Here is a 15,741-nt window from a genome sequence, read left to right as displayed (position 1 = left end):
CCCCAAGGTCCGATCGAAGAGTTTGGGGCCGAATTAGAAATTACAGGAACTTGCCATGGCGAAGCCCGCAACCGTTAAGATTCGGCTGGTCTCGACCGCCGACACTGGCTTCTTCTACGTGACCAAGAAGAACCCGCGCAACCACACCGAGAAGTTCACCTTCCGCAAGTACGACCCGGTGGCGAAGAAGCACGTCGAGTTCAAGGAAGCCAAGATCAAGTGACCCTGAACGCCCGGAACCTTGAGGGTTCACGGGCAGTTCAACGCTCCGTGTCTAATTCCGGAGCATGCTTACCTTGATCAAATTCTCGAAAGTTCCCCTGCGCGCCGCGCTTGCGAGCGCGCTTGGCGTTGCGGTTCCGGCGGCGATGTTGACCTTGCCCGCCGCCCCAGCGATCGCGCAGGCCGATAAGCTCGACCAGGCGGTCGCCGCACTGCGCGGCATCTCGACGATGACGGCCGACTTCACCCAAACCGACCGCAAGGGCCAGACGCTGTCTGGCAAGCTGACTCTCAAGCGCCCCGGCAAGATCCGCTTCCAGTACGGCAAGGGCGCCGACATGCTCGTCGTGTCCAACGGCAAGTCGCTCTACCTGGTCGATTACGAGGTAAAGCAAGTCCAGCGCTGGCCGATCTCCAACTCGCCGCTGGGTGCCCTGCTAGACCCGAGCCGGGACGTGAAGCGCTACGGCAAGCTCGTGCCCGCGGGGGGCAACAACGTGGTCGGCGTCGAGGTGCGGGACACGAAGCGCCCTGAATTCGGGGTAATCACCCTCGTCTTCGTACGCGACGCCTCGGCCCCCGGCGGGCTGGAGCTGGTCAGCTGGGTGGCGCTCGATTCGCAGAACGGGCGCACAACGGTCCGTTTGTCGAACCAGCGCTACGGCGCTGCCGTGCCTGACAGCGCGTTCAACTTTAAGGATCCCAGGCGCACGGGTGGTCGCCGCTAGGCCACGGTTGGGCGTTACCTCGTTGGCAGGCTGCGACGAGCCGCCAGGTCGTGTTCATGGAGGTGAAAGCCGCGCAGGCGTAAACGTCTCCTTGCGGGACGGTTCGAGGCGGGTTTCCCCCCTGTTGCCCTGACCTCATCAGAGGCCGCTCGCACAGCGTGACGAACGCTCAGAACGAACCCTCGCGCCAATGCCCCCGGCGCGAGGGTTTTTTCGTGACGGTTGCGGCGAGCGGGCGCCCTGCTATCCGCCGCGTATGGTTTCCGTCGCCACCTGGAACATCAATTCGGTCCGCCTTCGCATTGACCAGGTCCTGCGGCTGCTTTCCGAGCAGTCGCCCGATGTACTGTGCCTGCAGGAGATCAAGTGCCAGGAGCATCAGTTCCCCGCCTCCCGCCTGTCCGAATTTGGCTATGTCCACCAAGCCATCCACGGTCAGAAGGGTTATCATGGGGTAGCGACCGTGAGCCGTGTTCCCTTTCGCGAACTTGGTCGGCACGACTGGCAGGACAATGGCGAGGCGCGGCATGTCGGCGTCGAGCTGACCGGCCCGGGCGCCGGCATGGTGATCGAAAACGTGTACATCCCCGCGGGCGGCGATGTCCCCGACCGCGAAGTCAACCGCAAGTTCGGCCAGAAGCTCGACTTCCTCGAGCGCATGGCCCGCTGGGCGGACGCGCTGGACCGGCCGACACTGCTGGTGGGCGATTTCAACGTCGCACCGCTCGAGTGCGACGTCTACGACCACAAGGCGCTTCTCAAGGTCGTCAGCCATACCCCGATTGAAGTCGAGGCGCTCGGGCGGCTGATGGATGCTCACGGCTGGGCCGACCTCGGTCGCTCCTTCATTCCCGCTCCCGAGCGAAACTACACCTGGTGGTCCTATCGCAGCTTCTGGCGGCAGCAGGACCAGGGCCGGCGGCTGGATCACATGTGGGCGAGCCCCGATCTGGCGAAGCATGCCAAGAGCCATCGCTTCGTGGAGGAAACCCGGCGCTGGGAAAGCCCGAGCGACCATGTGCCGCTGGTGACGGAGTTCGACCTCTGACCGAGCCGTCGCCCTCGCGCCGCGCGGCGCAGGCGGTGGACGCCCTCCGCCACGGTTGGCCGATCATTCTGGCAGACGGGCATTGCTTGCTCCCCGCCGAAACCGCGATCGCCAGCACGGCGCGGGCAGACCGCATGCTGATCGGAGCGGCGCGCGCGGAAACCCTCAAGCTGGCCAACCAGCGCGAGGCGGCCGTGCCCAACGCGCCGGTTCTGGTTCGCGGGGCGGAACGGTTCGATCTTGCCGCCGCGCGGGCGCTCGCCGACCCCGCACTCGACCTTGCCAATCCGCTCAAGGGGCCGTTCAAGGCCGAACCGCTCGATTGGGCAGCAGGGGGGGCGGCGGCGCTCGAGCTCGCGCGCATCGCGGGGATCCTGCCCGCCTTTCTCGTGGACCCGACTGATGCCGGTGAAGCGCAGCCGTTCCAGTCGAGCGACCTCGCTGCCTTCGCAGATTCCACGCGTTTGACCATCGCCGCCCGCGCGCATCTACCGGTCTCGGCCGGCGAGGAGTGCGAGATCGTCGCCTTTCGGAGTGTCGACGATCTGCGCGAGCATGTGGCGCTGGTGTTCGGGAATCCTCGGAGTGACGCCGCCCCGCTCGTCCGGCTGCATTCGGAATGCCTGACCGGTGACGTCCTGGGCAGCCTCAAATGCGATTGCGGACCGCAACTCGATGCCGCGCTCCACGCCGCCGCCGAGGAAGCGAGGCGCGGCGGCTGGGGCGTGGTGCTTTACCTGCGGCAGGAGGGGCGCGGCATCGGCCTCGTCAACAAGCTGCGGGCCTATCGCCTGCAGGACGAGGGCTTCGACACGATCGATGCCAATCGCCGCCTCGGCCTTCCCGATGAAGCGCGCGACTTCCCGGTCGCGGCCCGCATGCTCGAATTTCTCGGCGCCCGGCGCGTCCGGCTGATGACCAACAACCCGGCAAAAGTCGCCGCGCTCGAGGAGGCGGGGGTGCCGGTCGCCCAGCGTGTCCCGCACCAGCTGCCCGACAATCCGCATAACGCCCGCTATCTCGCCACCAAGCGAGATCGGGCGGGTCACCTCCTGCCGTGATCTCGATCCGTCCGGAGCGCCCGAGCGACGAGACGGCGATACATGCCGTCACCGAAGCGGCCTTCCGCACCCAGCCATATAGCGATGGCAGCGAGCCCGACTTGATCGACCGCTTGCGGCGCGATGGGGATCTCACGCTGTCGCTCGTCGCGCAGCAAGCAGGGGCGATCGTTGGTCACATCGCCTTCTCGCGGGTGACGATTTCCGACGGCACAAGCGACTGGTACGGGCTCGGCCCGGTGAGCGTGCTGCCCGAGTTTCAGGGGCGCCAAAGCGGCGGGCAATTGATCCGACACGGCCTGCGGGCGCTTGCGGGAAAAGGCGCCCGAGGAGTCGTCCTGCTGGGTAGCCCCGACTACTATCGCCGGTTCGGCTTCGAGCACGATCCGGGACTGACGTATCCGGGCCCACCGGCCGAATTCTTCCAGCGACTGGTGATCACCGGTCCCGCCCCGAGCGGTGTGGTCCGTTACGCACCGGCCTTCGGCTAGAGCCGCTTCCCGATCGCCTGGCCCATCCGCACGATGCTCCCTGGGACCAGCTCGGGAAGCCACTCGACCCGGGCGGGCTCGAACAGCAGGACCACCGTCGAGCCGAGGTAGAAGCGGCCCATCTCGTCGCCGGCAGCGAACGCCGGGCCCTCAGCGAACCGCTCCTCGATCACCTCGGGCCCGTGGGGAGCGACGCGGCCGCCCCACACCGTCTCGACCCCCGCGACGATCATCGCGCCGACCATCACGCTCGCCATCCGGCCGAGGGGGGTGTCGAAGAGGCAGGCGAGGCGTTCGTTGCGGGCGAAGAGGCGCTCGACGCCGCCGGCAGTGGCGGCGTTCACCGAGAACAGGTCGCCCGGCACGTATCGGGTTTGCCGCAAAGTCCCCGAGGCAGGCATGTGCACGCGGTGGTAGTCGCGTGGGGAGAGGTAGATCGTGACGAAGCGGCCGCCTTCGAAGCGCGCCGCATCCTCGGGGTCGCTGACGAGCAATTCCGCTACGGAATAGTCGCGCGCCTTGGCCTGGACGATGCGGCCGCCGGCGATCGGCCCGACCTGGCTCACTGCGCCGTCGGCCGGGCTGAGCACGAATTTCGCGGCATCGGCAAGCGGCCGGGCGCCCGGTTTCAGGGCGCGGGTGAAGAAGGCGTTGAAGCTCGGATAGGCGCCGGCGGGCTCGGCCGCCTCGCTCATGTCGACATTATAGGTGTCAATGAAGCGCTCGATCAGGCGACTTTTCAGCCATGGAACAGTGGTATCGGCCACTTTGCCGGCGAGTTTGGACAACGCATGCTGCGGCGCGAGGTGCTGGGCGCGGATGAAAGCTCGGCTCATGGCGTGGCGATGGGCGGGGCCGCGGCGTTCGTCAACGCAGCTGGCTGTCCTTGCTGCCGCGCCGGTTGATCGCCGAATGCCGCACCGCCCCGTCCCGCTCGCTCTGGCAGCCGACGCAGGTGCGGACGCCGGGGAGCGCCTCGCGCCGGCGCGGGGGGATGGGCTCGCCGCAATCGTCACAGAATTCGGCGCTCTCGCCTTGAGGCGTGCGCGCGCGGGCGGCCGCGACCGCGTCCTTTACGGTATCGTCGATCTGATCCTGGACCGCGCCATCGCGGGTCCAACCGCCAGCCATCGCCTTGCTCCTCGTCCATCAACCGATCGAGGCAGCCGCAGGTTCCGCGCTAGCGCTTCTCGAAGAGCTTCAGCCCGGTGCCGAGCGTGTTCGGCCCCAGCGCCAGCCGCGCGCCGGTCCAATCGGCGACGAACGTGCTCGAGCGGCGCACGCCGGGGGCAAAGCGGGCGTCGTTGTCGGCGATCTTGAGGCCATCGGAACTATGGAGCACATCCTCTGCCCCGACCGCGATGAACGCCGAGTAATTCTCCTTGTCGCGCCCCTGGACGAACCAGTTGCCGGTGATCAGCCCGGCCGCGCCGGCGGGCAGGTCGATCATGTAGTTGGTCGCGCGCCCGGCGGAATCGTCGAAGCTGTTGCCGGCGAGCTCGACGAGCCCGGCGCGCGCCTTGACGTAATGCCCGCCGGTGCCGCGCTCGAAACGGCTGCGGGTCACCCGCAGGCGGCCGTAGTCGCCGATGTAGATCGAGTGGGCGCAGCCGCCCTCGCCCTCGCAAGTGCCGAGGCCGGTGAAGGTGCTCTTGTCGATCACGATCGTGCCGTCGGGATCGTCGGCGGTGAGGATGCCCTGCTCGCTGTCGGCGAACCAGGTCTGCGCCACGGTGAGATCGCCCTGCTCGAGGCGGATGCCCGCGCCGTTGCGGTCGGGGACCGCCAGCCCGCGAAAGACCACGCCGGCAATGCGCGCGTTGCGGCCGCGCAGCACGAACGCCGCCTTGCCTTCGCACGCCTTGCCTTCGAACACCGCGGTGCCCGGCTCGGCGGCGGAGTAGGTGACTTCGCCAGCTTCCTGCACCGCGCACTGGCGGTAGGTTCCGGGCGCGATCGAGATCGTTCCCCGGCCAGAGCCGATCGCGTCGACGGCCTGCTGCAGGGATGCGAATCCCCGCCCGCTTTCGAGCAGGGTGAAAGGCGCCGGGGCGCCCTGCGCCATCAGGGCGGCGACGGGGATTGCGGCCACGGCCAGCGTGGCCAGGGCGCAAACAAGGCCGAGCGACGGGCGGCGGATGCGGGCGCGGCTTTCCATCAGGCCGGGTTAGGAAAGAATGGTTAACGGGCCGCTAAGACTTGGCGGAGCGGCTGCCGAGGCGGAGAGCGGCGCGCCGCGCGCTCCCTTCCTTCCCGCGCTTGGGATCGAGCGAGCCGCTGACCTGGGGCCCCTTCTCGAGCATGAACTCGGTCAGCACGCTCACCAGCTTGGCGGATATCGGCAGCGAGGGATCGCCATAAGCGGCCAAGTTCGCCGCCGGACCATCGCCCTCCACGTCCTTCAGCACATGATTCATCTGCAGCACCACCGCGTGGCGCGCAGCCGGCTGAGCCGCGCTCAGGGCGGCGCCCTCGGCCGCACCCACCTGCAAATCCTTGCCGCCCGAAACGATCATCAGCGGCACTGGCAGCGCGGCGGCAAGCGGCGCCGGATCGCGCGCCAGCAGGTCGATGAGATAGCCCTGCACGGGCTCGGCGAACAACTGCTGCAAGGGCGGCGCGAGCTTGGCGGTGGACACGCGCTTGCCCTTCTCGAGCTTGTCGAGCGCCTTGAAGGCCTGCGTCAGGAACGGCGCGTTGGCGGGATTGGCGCTGAGCTGCTCGCGGAGCATCTGCCCCTTCGGCCGCCCCGGAGCGGCCACCAGGATCACCCCGCACAAATCCTTGGCTTGTCCCGCGGCCGCCAAAGCGACCAGCCCGCCTTCGCTGTGGCCGAGCAGCCAGATGCAAGGGCTGCCCGTGGCGTTCTTCGCGGCGGCCGCCCACGCGGCGACATCGCCCGCGTAGTCCTCGATGGTCACGGCATTGGCATCGGGGATCGCATCGTTGCTGCCGAACATCCCACGCTTGTCGAAGCGAAGCGAGCCGAATCCGCGCTCGTGCAAGGCCTCGGCCAGCAGGCGATAGGGCGCGCCGGTGACCCCGAGCGGGTTGTTGCCGTCGCGGTCGGTCGGGCCCGAGCCGGGGACGATGACTACGGTGGCGGCGTAAGGGGCGGGCTGGATCAGCGTCCCGGCGAGCGGCCCTTGCGGGCCCGCGATCGTCAGCTCCTCGGCACCGGCCGGCACGGCAACTAGGCAGAGCGCCGCGGCCATCGCCGCGCGCCACAAGTGGAACATGGATAGACCCCCCGGTCCGTCGATGGGGGGATGCTCTCATAACACAGGTTGCGATTCAACCGCTCCAGTGGCCGCACCATGGGAAATCTGTCGATCAGTCGTCGGCGGGTGGCCGGCCCAGCCGCGACGGCGGGTTCGCCCCCACCGCAACCCCGCGCTCCTTGAGCGCCTCGCGCAGGAGCATCTCGATCTGCGCGTTGGCGCTCCTCAGTTCGGCCGAAGCCAGCCGCTCGACCGCGGCGTGGACAGCCGGGTCGAGACGGAGGGCGAAGGCCTTTTTCTGCGAACCCGCCACGGCAAGCCGGCCTTACTGGTAGAGCGTCCCGGCGTTGACCACCGGCTGCGCTTCGCGTTCGCCGCACAGCACGACCATCAGGTTGGAGACCATCGTCGCCTTGCGCTCGTGATCGAGGTCGATGATCCCGTCGTTCGACAGTTTGTTCAAGGCCATCTCGACCATGCTGACCGCGCCCATCACCAGCTTGGCGCGCGCGGCGATGACCGCTTCGGCCTGCTGGCGGCGGAGCATCGCCCCGGCGATCTCGGCGGCATAGGCGAGGTGGGTCAGGCCCGCCTCGTCGACCACGATCCCGGCAACGTTGAGCCGCTCGTTGAGCTCGGTGCGCAGCTCACCGTTGACCACGTCGGGGCTGCCGCGGAGCGTGACCTCCTCTTCTTCAAGATCGTCGTAAGGATGGCGAGCGCCGACGGTGCGCAGGCCGGCCTCGATCTGGATGCTGACGAATTCCTTGAAATCCTCGACGTCGAACGCCGCCTGCGCAGTATCGGCCACGCGCCACACGACGTTGCAGGCGATGTCGATCGGGTTGCCCTTGAGGTCGTTGATCTTGACCCGGTCCGAATGGACGTTGTGCGCGCGGGCCGAGAGCTTCTTCTTGCCCATCCACGGCCAGACCCACCGCAGCCCTTCGGTTCGGTCGGTTCCTTTGTAGGCGCCGAAGAGCGTAACGACGACCGCCTGGTTGGGCTGGATCATGTAGAACCCGGCGACGATCAGAACGAGGAGCAGAATTCGAAGAACCGTGGCGATTACGAAGCCCACCGGGCTTGCGTCGGGCAGGCCGGCGAGCACATCCGGCTGAAGCTCCCCGGCCAGATCGATCGTGCGCCACGCGATCAGTGCGAGCAGTGCGACGAAGATGGCCAGCATGACGTAGCCATTGAACGTGCTCGCGGGCCGTTCGCGGCTGGTGTTCATCCCATTCAACTCGACCGACATCGCGAATCACTCCCTATCAAAGTGATATCATACTTGTATCACATCTTGATATTTGGCAAGCCCACTTGAATCGCCCCGCCGGATCACCGATATGCACGATGCGGACCGGGCCCCTCTGGCGCGGCACCCATCGCCTGCAAGGCACGGTGCCACGTGATGTCGGACCGCATCGGATGTTGCCGATGCCGGGTCCCGGGGTATCCCTCCCCCTCAAAGCCTCAGGCCGGCGTCGGCGCATCCGATCGAACCCAACTCGTTCGATTAGGGAGTTCAATATGTCCGACCGCCTGTTCCACCTCATGGAGCGCCACCAGAAGCTCGACGCGCTCATCCGCTCCGCCGGTGCGCGGCGCCATCGCGATCCCTTCGAAGTGCTGCGGCTGAAGAAGCTCAAGCTCGCGATCAAGGACCGCATGGCGCGCCTGCTACGCCAGCGCAGCCTCAGCCACTGATCCTCCGCCTTGGGGAGCGCCCGCTCGGCGCTCCCCCTTTTGTTGCGCGCATCCCCTGACGGCGGAGACACAGCATGGAATTTCTGACTGTCGACTGGCTCGGAACGCCGGTCTGGTTTTGGCTCGCTTTTGCGGCGCTTGTCGCGACGCTGACCGCGTTCGACCTCGGCATCCTCCACAAGGAGGACCGCGAGATGGGCATCGGCGAGAGCCTCAAGCTCAGCGCCTTCTATATCGCGGTCGCGATCGCGTTCGGCGCGTGGATCTGGGTGGAGCGCGGGGCTGCGCTCGGCATGCAGTACTACACCGGCTTCTTCATCGAGAAGGCGCTGTCGATCGACAACGTTTTCGTGATCAGCCTGATCTTCACCTACTTCGCGATCCCCGCGAAGTACCAGTATCGCGCGCTCTTGTGGGGCATCCTGGCGGTGATCGTGCTGCGCGGGTTGATGATCGCGGGCGGGGCGGCGCTGGTCAGCCAGGCCTACTGGGTGCTCTACATCTTCGCCGCGTTCCTGATCGTGACCGGCGTGAAGATGTTCTTCGCGGGCGATCATGCGCCCGACATCTCGCGCAATCCGGTAGTGCGCTGGATTTCGAGCCATATGCGGGTGACGCCCGAACTTCACGCGCAGCACTTCTTCGTGAAGGTGCCCGACGAGAAGACCGGCAAGCTGGTGCGGGCGGCGACCCCGCTGTTCCTCGCGCTGGTGGTGATCAACCTCGCGGACCTGGTGTTCGCGGTCGACAGCGTGCCGGCGATCTTCGCAATCACCACCGACACCTTCATCGTCTACACCAGCAACATCATGGCGATCCTCGGCCTGCGCGCGCTCTACTTCGCGCTCGCGGCGATGGTGCACCGGTTCTACTACCTCAAGTATGCGCTGGCGGCGGTGCTGGTGTTCATCGGCTCGAAGATCTTCGTCGCCGACTTCGTGATGGGTGGGGACAAGTTCCCGCCGGTGCTCAGCCTCGGGGTGACCGCGGCGTTGATCGCGGGCGGGATCTTCTACTCGCTGTGGAAGACCCGCCACGGCGAGGATGCCGCGCCGCAGTTGCCCGCCACCCCGGGCGGCTGACTCAGGCGGTGAGGACGGCGAGGAAGCGCGGGCCGTAGGCTTCGAGCTTCCTCGCCCCCACGCCCGATATCTCGCCCAGTTCGCGCAAGGTTTGCGGGCGCAGCGCCGCCATCTCGCGCAAGGTGGCGTCGTGGAAGATCACGTATGGCGGCAGGCCCGCCTCGCGCGCGATCGCCCGACGTTCCTCGCGCAGGGCCTCGAACAACGGGTCGCCGACGGGGTTCACCTCGCCGCCGCCGCGCCGGCGGCTGCGGACACGTTCGGGCGGGACGACGATCTCGACCCGCGCCTCGCCCTTGAGGATCGCCTTGGCTTCGCCCCCCAGTTGCAGCCCGCCGTGCTCGGTCGCGCTCAGCGCGCCGCGCGCCTGCAGCGCCCGGGCGAGCGGCTGGAGCAGCCGCGCGTCGTCCCCGCCGACGATGCCGAATACGCTCAGGGAGTCGTGTCCGCGCTGGCTGACGCGTTCGTCGGCCACGCCGGTAAGGACTTTCTGCAAGTGCCCGAAACCGAAGCTCTGCCCGGTGCGATAGGCGGCCGAGAGCAGCTTCTGCGCGAGCTCGGTAACGTCGGTCACGCCGGGCGCATCGAGGCAGTTGTCGCAGTTGCCGCAGGCTTCGGGCGGGTCCTCGCCGAAATGCCGCAGCAGCACCGCGCGGCGGCAGCCGGGGGTCTCGACCAGTCCCGCGAGCGCATCGAGCCGCGCGCGTTCACCCGCGCGGCGCTCCTCCGGCACTTCAGACAGCCGCTGGCGCGCGGTGGCGAAATCCCCTGCGCCCCACAGCATGACCGCCTGCGCCGGGTCCCCGTCGCGCCCGGCCCGGCCGGTCTCCTGATAGTATGCCTCGATCGATTTGGGCACGCCGGCGTGGGCGACGAAGCGGACGTCGGGCTTGTCGATGCCCATCCCGAAGGCGATCGTGGCGACGATCACCATGTCCTCGCTCTCGACGAAGGCGGCCTGGTTGCTCTGTCGCACCGCGGGGTCGAGCCCCGCGTGATAGGGCAGCACCGGCCGCCCGCTCGCCGCGCCAAGCTGCTCAGCGAGCTTCTCGACCTTGGCGCGTGTCGAGGCGTAGACGATCCCGGGACCGGGCTGCTCGGCCATCAGCGCGGCGATCTGGCGGACCGAGTTGTCGCGGTGACGGATCGCGTACCTTATGTTCGGCCGGTCGAACCCGGCGACGATTGCGCCTTCCTCGGGAATGCCAAGCTGGACGAGAATGTCGGCCCGCGTGTGCGCATCGGCGGTGGCTGTCAGCGCCAGCCGCGGCACCTGCGGGAAGGCGTCCATCAGCGGGCGGAGCTGGCGGTAGTCCGGGCGGAAGTCGTGGCCCCATTCGGAGACGCAGTGCGCCTCGTCGATCGCGAACAGCGCGACCGGCGCGCTCGAGAGCAAGTCGCGAAAGCCCGGCTGGCTGGCCCGTTCGGGGGCGACGTAGAGCAGGTCGAGCTGGCCGGCGCGAAAGGCGTCGATCGTCTCGCGCCAGTCGGCGTCGGCACTCGTCAGCGTGGCGGCGGCGATGCCGTTGGCCCGCGCGGCGCGCAGCTGGTCGTGCATCAGCGCGATCAGCGGGCTGACCACCACGCAGGTTCCAAGCATCATCGTCGCCGGCAGTTGGTAAGTGAGCGACTTTCCCGCCCCGGTCGGCATGACGGCGAGGGTCGAGCGGCGAGACAGCACGCGCTTGATCACCTGCGGCTGGACGCCGCGGAAGTCGTCGAAGCCGAACACCTCGCGCAGGCGCGCGCTGGCGCTGTCCAGATCGAGGGGGGCTGCGACCGTCGCCATGCGCGCCGCCTTTGCATAGCCCGCGAGGCGAGGGAAATCGGCGCTTGTGGACAGTTCGCCGATTGCGGCGCGATTGTGGCGAAGGTAAAGCGGTCCTGCCCGCGCCAACCCTCCCCCGGCGCGCAAGGAGAGACGTGATGAAGAAGTTTGCCCTCGCCCCCGTTCTCGCGCTCGTCGCGCTCGCCGCCTGCGGCGACACCGACGACGCCTCGACCGCCGCGGAAGCCGACACCGTCGAGATGCCCGCCGACGAGGCGATGGCCGGGGTGACCGCCGAGCCCGCCGCCGATCCGGCCGCCAACGCCACCGCCGACGCGGCGGCCGATGTCGACGCCGATGCAGCGGTCGAAGCGACCGCAGAGCAGGCGGGCGAAAGTGCCGCCGACGTCGCCGCCCGAGCGCAGGCTGCCGCAGCGGCCGCGGAAGAAGCGACCGACGCACCCCAGTAAGCTTGGCTCCAGATGAAAGGCGGGCGGATCGCGGCTGCGATTCGCCCGCTTTTTCTTTTTCGCAGGTGAGGTATGGCGAGGTATGCGCTGTCTCGCTCTGCCCCTGCTCGCCCTGCTCGCCGCTTGCGGACAAGGAGATGCGGGGCCCGCGCGAGGCGAGCCGACCGCCGGGGAGGCGAAAGCGCTCGCAGAAGCGGCGGAGATGCTGGAGGAGCGACGCCCAGCGTCGCCCGCCGCTGGGCGACCCGAGGTCGCCACCACCGGGAAGGGCGAAACACAATGAGCGGTATGGACCCCGAACTGTTCGAGCAGTTCATCGACCAGCTCGAACGTTACGTGCGCGAACGGCTGATCCCTGCCGAGCGCGAGGTGATCGAGGCGGACCGCATCCCCGATGCCATTGTGCAGGAAATGCGAGACATGGGGTTGTTCGGGCTGACCGTGCCCGAGGACTACGGCGGCGCGGGGCTCAGCACTTCGCAATACGCGCGGGTCGTGAAGACGATGGCCTACGCCGCGCCCGCCTACCGCTCGATCTTCTCGATCAACGTTGGCATGTTCAACTCGGCGATCAAGAACGGCGGCACTGAGGCGCAGAAGGCTGAATGGTGGCCGCGCATCGCCGCCGGCGAGATCGCCTGCTTTGGCCTGACCGAGCCGGGCTCCGGCTCCGACAGCGCGGCGATGGCGACCACCGCCCGGCCCGATCCTAGCGGCAACGGGTGGATTCTCAACGGCACCAAGCGATACATCACCAACGCGCCGCACGCCGCGGTCGGGCTGATCATGGCGCGCACCGAAAAGGAAGCGCTGCCCAAGAACGCGCACGTTTCCGCCTTCATCGTGCCGATGGACACCCCCGGCGTCACCGTCGGCAGTCCCGACCACAAGATGGGCCAGTCGGGCAGCCACATCGCCGACGTGATCCTGGAAGATGTCCACGTCCCGGGCGAGGCGCTGCTCGGCGGCGAGACTGGCAAAGGCTTCGTGTTCGCGATGAAGAGCCTCGACAACGGGCGCATCTCGGTCGGCGCGGCGGCCACCGGTTACGCCCGGCGCGCCCTCGATTCCGCCCTGCGTTACGCCACCGAGCGCAAGGCGTTCGGCGAGCCGATCGCCAACTTCCAGCTGATCCAGCAGATGCTCGCCGAGAGCGAAACCGAGATCTACGCCGCCGACTGTATGATGAGCGACGTGACGGCACGGGCCGACCGCGGGGAGAACATCTTGCGCAAGGCCGCCGCGTTCAAGGTCTTCGCCAGCGAGATGTGTGGCCGGGTGGTCGATCGGGTGGTGCAGATCTACGGCGGCGCCGGCTACTTGGCCGAATACGATGCCGAACGTTTCTTCCGCGATGCGCGCATCTACCGCATCTACGAGGGTACCACGCAGATCCTCCAGCTGCAGATCGCCAAGCATATGCTGCGCGATTTCCAGGCGCAGGCCTGATGTACGATCTGCTCGGCGACATCTCGATCGTCGAGGTTTCCAGCTTCGTCGCCTCGCCGACGGCCGGACTATACTGCGCGCAAATGGGGGCGGAGGTCATCCGCGTCGACCAGATCGGCGGCGGACTTGATTACGACCGTTACATGCAGACCAGCGAAGGCCGCAGCCTGGCGTGGGAGAACCTCAACCGCGCCAAGAAGTCGGTCGCGCTCGATTTGAGGAGCGCCGAGGGCCGCGAACTGTGCGTCGACCTCGCTCGCAAGACCGGACAACTCATCACCAACTTGCCGGAAAAAAGCTTTCTCAGCCACGCGGCGGTGAGCGAAGGCCGGCCCGACATGGTTTCGGTCCGCATCATGGGCTGGCACGACGGGCGCCAAGCGATGGACTTCACCGTCAACGCCGCCAGCGGCTACCCCCTAATGACCGGACCGGAGGAGTGGGACCCGGCGACCGCACCGCCGATCAACCAGGTGCTCCCCGCGTGGGATTTCATCTGCGGCGCTTACTGCGCCTTCGCGCTGATGGCCGCGCTCCACCACCGCGCCGCGACCGGGGAGGGCAGCGAGGTTCGCGTGCCGCTGGGCGACGTCGCAATGGGGACGGTGGCCAACTCCGGCGCGATGGCCGAGATGCTCTATCGCGGCGCCGATCGCCCGCGGCTCGGCAACGCCATCTGGGGGGCGCTCGGGCGCGACTTCGTCAGCCGCGACGGCAAGCGGTTCATGGTCGCCGTGCTGACCCCCAACCAATGGAATGCGATGGTCGCCGCGCTTGAGATCGATCAGCCTATCGCCAAGCTCGAGGCCGAGACCGGTGTTCAATTCGCCTGGTCGGATCACAACCGCTTCGTTCACCGCGAAGCGCTGTTCGCCATCGTGCAAGAAGCCGCCGCCCAGCTTGATTACGACGACCTCGCAGAGCGGCTGACGAAGGCCGGGGCCACCTTCGAACGCTACCGCACGATGTACGAGGCGGCGAACGATCCTGTGTTGGTCGCGGACAACCCGCTGTTCGGCCCCTCGCCCCCTAACCCCAGCGGCTTCGCCTATCCCGCGCCGCGCAGCTTCGCGCATCTCGGGGGAAAGCCAGCGGCCGATCCCGCGGCGGCGCCGTACCTCGGTCAGCATAGCGAGGAAGTACTGGCCGAAAGGCTCGGTTTGTCGACGGGAGCGATCGGCGATCTTATCGATCGAGGGGTGGTCGCGCCCAGCGACAAGGACAACCTCAGGAAAACAGCATGAGCAAACGCCGCGCCGCCATCGTCAGCCCGTTGCGAACCCCCGTCGGTCGCTTCCAGGGCACGCTCGCTCCGCTCAATGCGGGTGCGCTCGGCGCAGTGATCCTGAAAGCATTGGTCGAACGCAGCGGGATCGATCCCGAGCGGGTCGACGACGTCGTCTTCAGCCAGGGCTACGGCAATGCCGAAGCGCCGGCGATCGGGCACTGGTCGTGGCTCGCCGCCGGGCTTCCGCTCGAGGTGCCAGGCTACCAGCTCGACCGCCGCTGCGGGTCGGGCCTGCAAGCGGTGGTCAACGCGGCGATGATGATCGAGAGCGGCCACGCGGACGTGGTGGTGGCGGGCGGGTGCGAGAGCATGTCGAACGTGGAGCACTACACCACCGCGCTGCGCGGCGGGGTCAAGGCGGGCAACGTCGAGCTGTGGGACCGCCTTACGCGCGGACGCCTGCTGAGCCAGCCGGTCGAGCGCTTCGGGGTCATCAGCGGGATGATCGAGACCGCGGAGAACCTGGCCAAGGATTACGGCATCACACGCGAAGAAGCGGACGCCTTCGCGGTGCGGAGCCATCAGAACGCCGCCAAGGCGTGGGAGGACGGCAAGTTCGACGCGCAGCTCGTTCCCGTGCCGGTCCCGCAGAGGAAGGGCGATGCTCTCGTGTTCGACCGCGACGAAGGCTTCCGCGCCGACGCCAACATGGAATCGCTCGGCAAGCTGCGCGCGCTCGAAGGCGGGGTGGTCACCGCCGGCAACGCCAGCCAACAGAACGACGCCGCCGCCGCCTGCCTGGTGGTCGCCGAGGACAAGCTCGACGAGCTGGGTCTCGAACCCATGCTGTGGTTCAACGGTTATGCCGCCGCGGGCTGCGACCCCAGCCGGATGGGCATTGGCCCGGTCCCCGCGGTTGAGCGGCTGTTCGCCCGCACCGGCATGAGCTGGGACCGGATCGACCTGGTCGAACTCAACGAAGCCTTCGCCCCGCAAGTGCTCGCGGTGCTCAAGGGCTGGGGCTGGTCGGACAACGATAGCCGCCGCGACATCCTCAACGTCAACGGCTCGGGCATCAGCCTCGGCCACCCGATCGGCGCCACCGGCGGCCGCATCTTGGCCGACATGGCGCACGAGATGCACCGGCGGGGCAGCCGCTACGGGCTGGAGACGATGTGCATTGGCGGCGGGCAGGGCATCGCGGCGGTATTTGAGCGCGCCGGCTGACTGCGATTTGCGGGAGCCAAGCGGGGGTGCTAGAAG

The 15,741-nt window shown here is 67.8% G+C and carries 19 protein-coding genes; 12 read left to right on the top strand and 7 right to left on the bottom strand.

Going from position 1 to position 15,741, the window contains the following annotated elements; genetic code table 11:
* The first annotated feature begins 55 nt into the window (after positions 1-55).
* From rpmG to ACWPM1_RS02320, 5 genes are all read left to right on the top strand, one after another.
* Complete coding sequence (rpmG, locus tag ACWPM1_RS02340) at positions 56-223, top strand: 50S ribosomal protein L33 (protein ID WP_057882031.1); 168 nt, start codon at positions 56-58, stop codon at positions 221-223.
* Positions 224-287: 64 nt separating this feature from the next.
* Entirely contained in the window at positions 288-950 is a 663-nt protein-coding gene (locus ACWPM1_RS02335) for a LolA family protein (protein ID WP_455693233.1), read from the top strand.
* A gap of 256 nt (positions 951-1,206) precedes the next feature.
* Positions 1,207-1,998 (top strand): exodeoxyribonuclease III, encoded by a 792-nt coding sequence (locus tag ACWPM1_RS02330; RefSeq protein WP_455693232.1) that lies wholly within the window; start codon positions 1,207-1,209, stop codon positions 1,996-1,998.
* 35 nt (positions 1,999-2,033) lie between these two features.
* Complete coding sequence (gene ribA, locus ACWPM1_RS02325; protein WP_455693231.1) at positions 2,034-3,059, top strand: GTP cyclohydrolase II; 1,026 nt, start codon at positions 2,034-2,036, stop codon at positions 3,057-3,059.
* Positions 3,056-3,550, top strand: a complete 495-nt coding sequence (locus tag ACWPM1_RS02320) for a GNAT family N-acetyltransferase (RefSeq protein WP_455693230.1) — start codon at positions 3,056-3,058, stop codon at positions 3,548-3,550. Before ribA ends, ACWPM1_RS02320 begins: the two co-directional genes overlap by 4 nt.
* On the opposite strand, the gene asd is transcribed toward ACWPM1_RS02320, so the two are convergent.
* The 6 genes from asd to ACWPM1_RS02290 all read right to left on the bottom strand — a co-directional run bounded on the left by asd (position 3,547) and on the right by ACWPM1_RS02290 (position 8,029).
* Positions 3,547-4,386 (bottom strand): archaetidylserine decarboxylase, encoded by an 840-nt coding sequence (gene asd, locus ACWPM1_RS02315; protein ID WP_455693229.1) that lies wholly within the window; start codon positions 4,384-4,386, stop codon positions 3,547-3,549. The two genes, ACWPM1_RS02320 and asd, sit on opposite strands and share 4 nt — an antisense overlap.
* Before the next feature lie 31 nt (positions 4,387-4,417).
* The gene (locus ACWPM1_RS02310; protein ID WP_455693228.1) at positions 4,418-4,681 is read right to left on the bottom strand and encodes a DksA/TraR family C4-type zinc finger protein; all 264 of its coding nucleotides are present in this window, start codon (positions 4,679-4,681) and stop codon (positions 4,418-4,420) included.
* 49 nt (positions 4,682-4,730) lie between these two features.
* Positions 4,731-5,708, bottom strand: coding sequence for a right-handed parallel beta-helix repeat-containing protein (locus ACWPM1_RS02305; RefSeq protein ID WP_455693227.1), 978 nt, complete (start codon positions 5,706-5,708; stop codon positions 4,731-4,733).
* Positions 5,709-5,742: 34 nt separating this feature from the next.
* Positions 5,743-6,789 carry an alpha/beta hydrolase gene (locus ACWPM1_RS02300; protein ID WP_455693226.1) on the bottom strand — a complete coding sequence of 349 codons (1,047 nt, stop codon included), beginning with the start codon at positions 6,787-6,789 and terminating at the stop codon, positions 5,743-5,745.
* A gap of 94 nt (positions 6,790-6,883) precedes the next feature.
* Positions 6,884-7,084 carry a toxin-antitoxin system HicB family antitoxin gene (locus ACWPM1_RS02295; RefSeq protein WP_455693225.1) on the bottom strand — a complete coding sequence of 67 codons (201 nt, stop codon included), beginning with the start codon at positions 7,082-7,084 and terminating at the stop codon, positions 6,884-6,886.
* 12 nt (positions 7,085-7,096) lie between these two features.
* Complete coding sequence (locus ACWPM1_RS02290) at positions 7,097-8,029, bottom strand: SPFH domain-containing protein (protein WP_455693224.1); 933 nt, start codon at positions 8,027-8,029, stop codon at positions 7,097-7,099.
* Between the two features lie 275 nt (positions 8,030-8,304).
* Between ACWPM1_RS02290 and ACWPM1_RS02285 the strand changes: the two genes are divergently transcribed.
* Positions 8,305-8,481, top strand: a complete 177-nt coding sequence (locus ACWPM1_RS02285) for a DUF465 domain-containing protein (RefSeq protein WP_455693223.1) — start codon at positions 8,305-8,307, stop codon at positions 8,479-8,481.
* A 74-nt stretch (positions 8,482-8,555) separates the two neighbouring features.
* A complete protein-coding gene (locus tag ACWPM1_RS02280) occupies positions 8,556-9,563 on the top strand; it encodes a TerC family protein (RefSeq protein WP_455693222.1) in 1,008 nt (335 codons plus the stop codon).
* 1 nt (position 9,564) lies between these two features.
* Here the strand turns inward: ACWPM1_RS02280 and recQ are convergent, their stop codons facing one another.
* Positions 9,565-11,352 carry a DNA helicase RecQ gene (recQ, locus tag ACWPM1_RS02275; RefSeq protein ID WP_455693221.1) on the bottom strand — a complete coding sequence of 596 codons (1,788 nt, stop codon included), beginning with the start codon at positions 11,350-11,352 and terminating at the stop codon, positions 9,565-9,567.
* Positions 11,353-11,489: 137 nt separating this feature from the next.
* Between recQ and ACWPM1_RS02270 the strand changes: the two genes are divergently transcribed.
* The 5 genes from ACWPM1_RS02270 to ACWPM1_RS02250 all read left to right on the top strand — a co-directional run bounded on the left by ACWPM1_RS02270 (position 11,490) and on the right by ACWPM1_RS02250 (position 15,705).
* The gene (locus ACWPM1_RS02270; protein ID WP_455693220.1) at positions 11,490-11,801 is read left to right on the top strand and encodes a hypothetical protein; all 312 of its coding nucleotides are present in this window, start codon (positions 11,490-11,492) and stop codon (positions 11,799-11,801) included.
* A gap of 82 nt (positions 11,802-11,883) precedes the next feature.
* On the top strand, positions 11,884-12,084 hold the full coding sequence (locus ACWPM1_RS02265; RefSeq protein ID WP_455693219.1) for a hypothetical protein: 201 nt from the start codon (positions 11,884-11,886) through the stop codon (positions 12,082-12,084).
* A 5-nt stretch (positions 12,085-12,089) separates the two neighbouring features.
* Positions 12,090-13,250 (top strand): acyl-CoA dehydrogenase family protein, encoded by a 1,161-nt coding sequence (locus ACWPM1_RS02260; RefSeq protein WP_455695108.1) that lies wholly within the window; start codon positions 12,090-12,092, stop codon positions 13,248-13,250.
* Positions 13,250-14,494, top strand: a complete 1,245-nt coding sequence (locus ACWPM1_RS02255) for a CoA transferase (RefSeq protein ID WP_455693218.1) — start codon at positions 13,250-13,252, stop codon at positions 14,492-14,494. The genes ACWPM1_RS02260 and ACWPM1_RS02255 overlap by 1 nt, the downstream gene beginning before the upstream one ends.
* Positions 14,491-15,705, top strand: coding sequence for an acetyl-CoA C-acetyltransferase (locus tag ACWPM1_RS02250; RefSeq protein ID WP_455693217.1), 1,215 nt, complete (start codon positions 14,491-14,493; stop codon positions 15,703-15,705). Before ACWPM1_RS02255 ends, ACWPM1_RS02250 begins: the two co-directional genes overlap by 4 nt.
* The last annotated feature ends 36 nt before the right edge of the window (positions 15,706-15,741 follow it).

The organism is Tsuneonella sp. HG249 (assembly GCF_053819205.1).
Note: the sequence above shows the minus strand (reverse complement) of the source record. Positions and strands in the feature narration are given on the sequence as shown.

Coding starts and splice junctions, on each gene's coding strand:
- rpmG (WP_057882031.1), top strand. CDS start 56: ATGGCGAAGCCCGCAACCGTTAAGATTCGGCTGGTCTCGACCGCCGAC.
- ACWPM1_RS02335 (WP_455693233.1), top strand. CDS start 288: ATGCTTACCTTGATCAAATTCTCGAAAGTTCCCCTGCGCGCCGCGCTT.
- ACWPM1_RS02330 (WP_455693232.1), top strand. CDS start 1,207: ATGGTTTCCGTCGCCACCTGGAACATCAATTCGGTCCGCCTTCGCATT.
- asd (WP_455693229.1), bottom strand. CDS start 4,386: ATGAGCCGAGCTTTCATCCGCGCCCAGCACCTCGCGCCGCAGCATGCG.
- ACWPM1_RS02310 (WP_455693228.1), bottom strand. CDS start 4,681: ATGGCTGGCGGTTGGACCCGCGATGGCGCGGTCCAGGATCAGATCGAC.
- ACWPM1_RS02305 (WP_455693227.1), bottom strand. CDS start 5,708: ATGGAAAGCCGCGCCCGCATCCGCCGCCCGTCGCTCGGCCTTGTTTGC.
- ACWPM1_RS02300 (WP_455693226.1), bottom strand. CDS start 6,789: ATGTTCCACTTGTGGCGCGCGGCGATGGCCGCGGCGCTCTGCCTAGTT.
- ACWPM1_RS02290 (WP_455693224.1), bottom strand. CDS start 8,029: ATGTCGGTCGAGTTGAATGGGATGAACACCAGCCGCGAACGGCCCGCG.
- ACWPM1_RS02285 (WP_455693223.1), top strand. CDS start 8,305: ATGTCCGACCGCCTGTTCCACCTCATGGAGCGCCACCAGAAGCTCGAC.
- ACWPM1_RS02280 (WP_455693222.1), top strand. CDS start 8,556: ATGGAATTTCTGACTGTCGACTGGCTCGGAACGCCGGTCTGGTTTTGG.
- recQ (WP_455693221.1), bottom strand. CDS start 11,352: ATGGCGACGGTCGCAGCCCCCCTCGATCTGGACAGCGCCAGCGCGCGC.
- ACWPM1_RS02270 (WP_455693220.1), top strand. CDS start 11,490: ATGAAGAAGTTTGCCCTCGCCCCCGTTCTCGCGCTCGTCGCGCTCGCC.
- ACWPM1_RS02265 (WP_455693219.1), top strand. CDS start 11,884: ATGCGCTGTCTCGCTCTGCCCCTGCTCGCCCTGCTCGCCGCTTGCGGA.
- ACWPM1_RS02260 (WP_455695108.1), top strand. CDS start 12,090: ATGGACCCCGAACTGTTCGAGCAGTTCATCGACCAGCTCGAACGTTAC.
- ACWPM1_RS02255 (WP_455693218.1), top strand. CDS start 13,250: ATGTACGATCTGCTCGGCGACATCTCGATCGTCGAGGTTTCCAGCTTC.
- ACWPM1_RS02250 (WP_455693217.1), top strand. CDS start 14,491: ATGAGCAAACGCCGCGCCGCCATCGTCAGCCCGTTGCGAACCCCCGTC.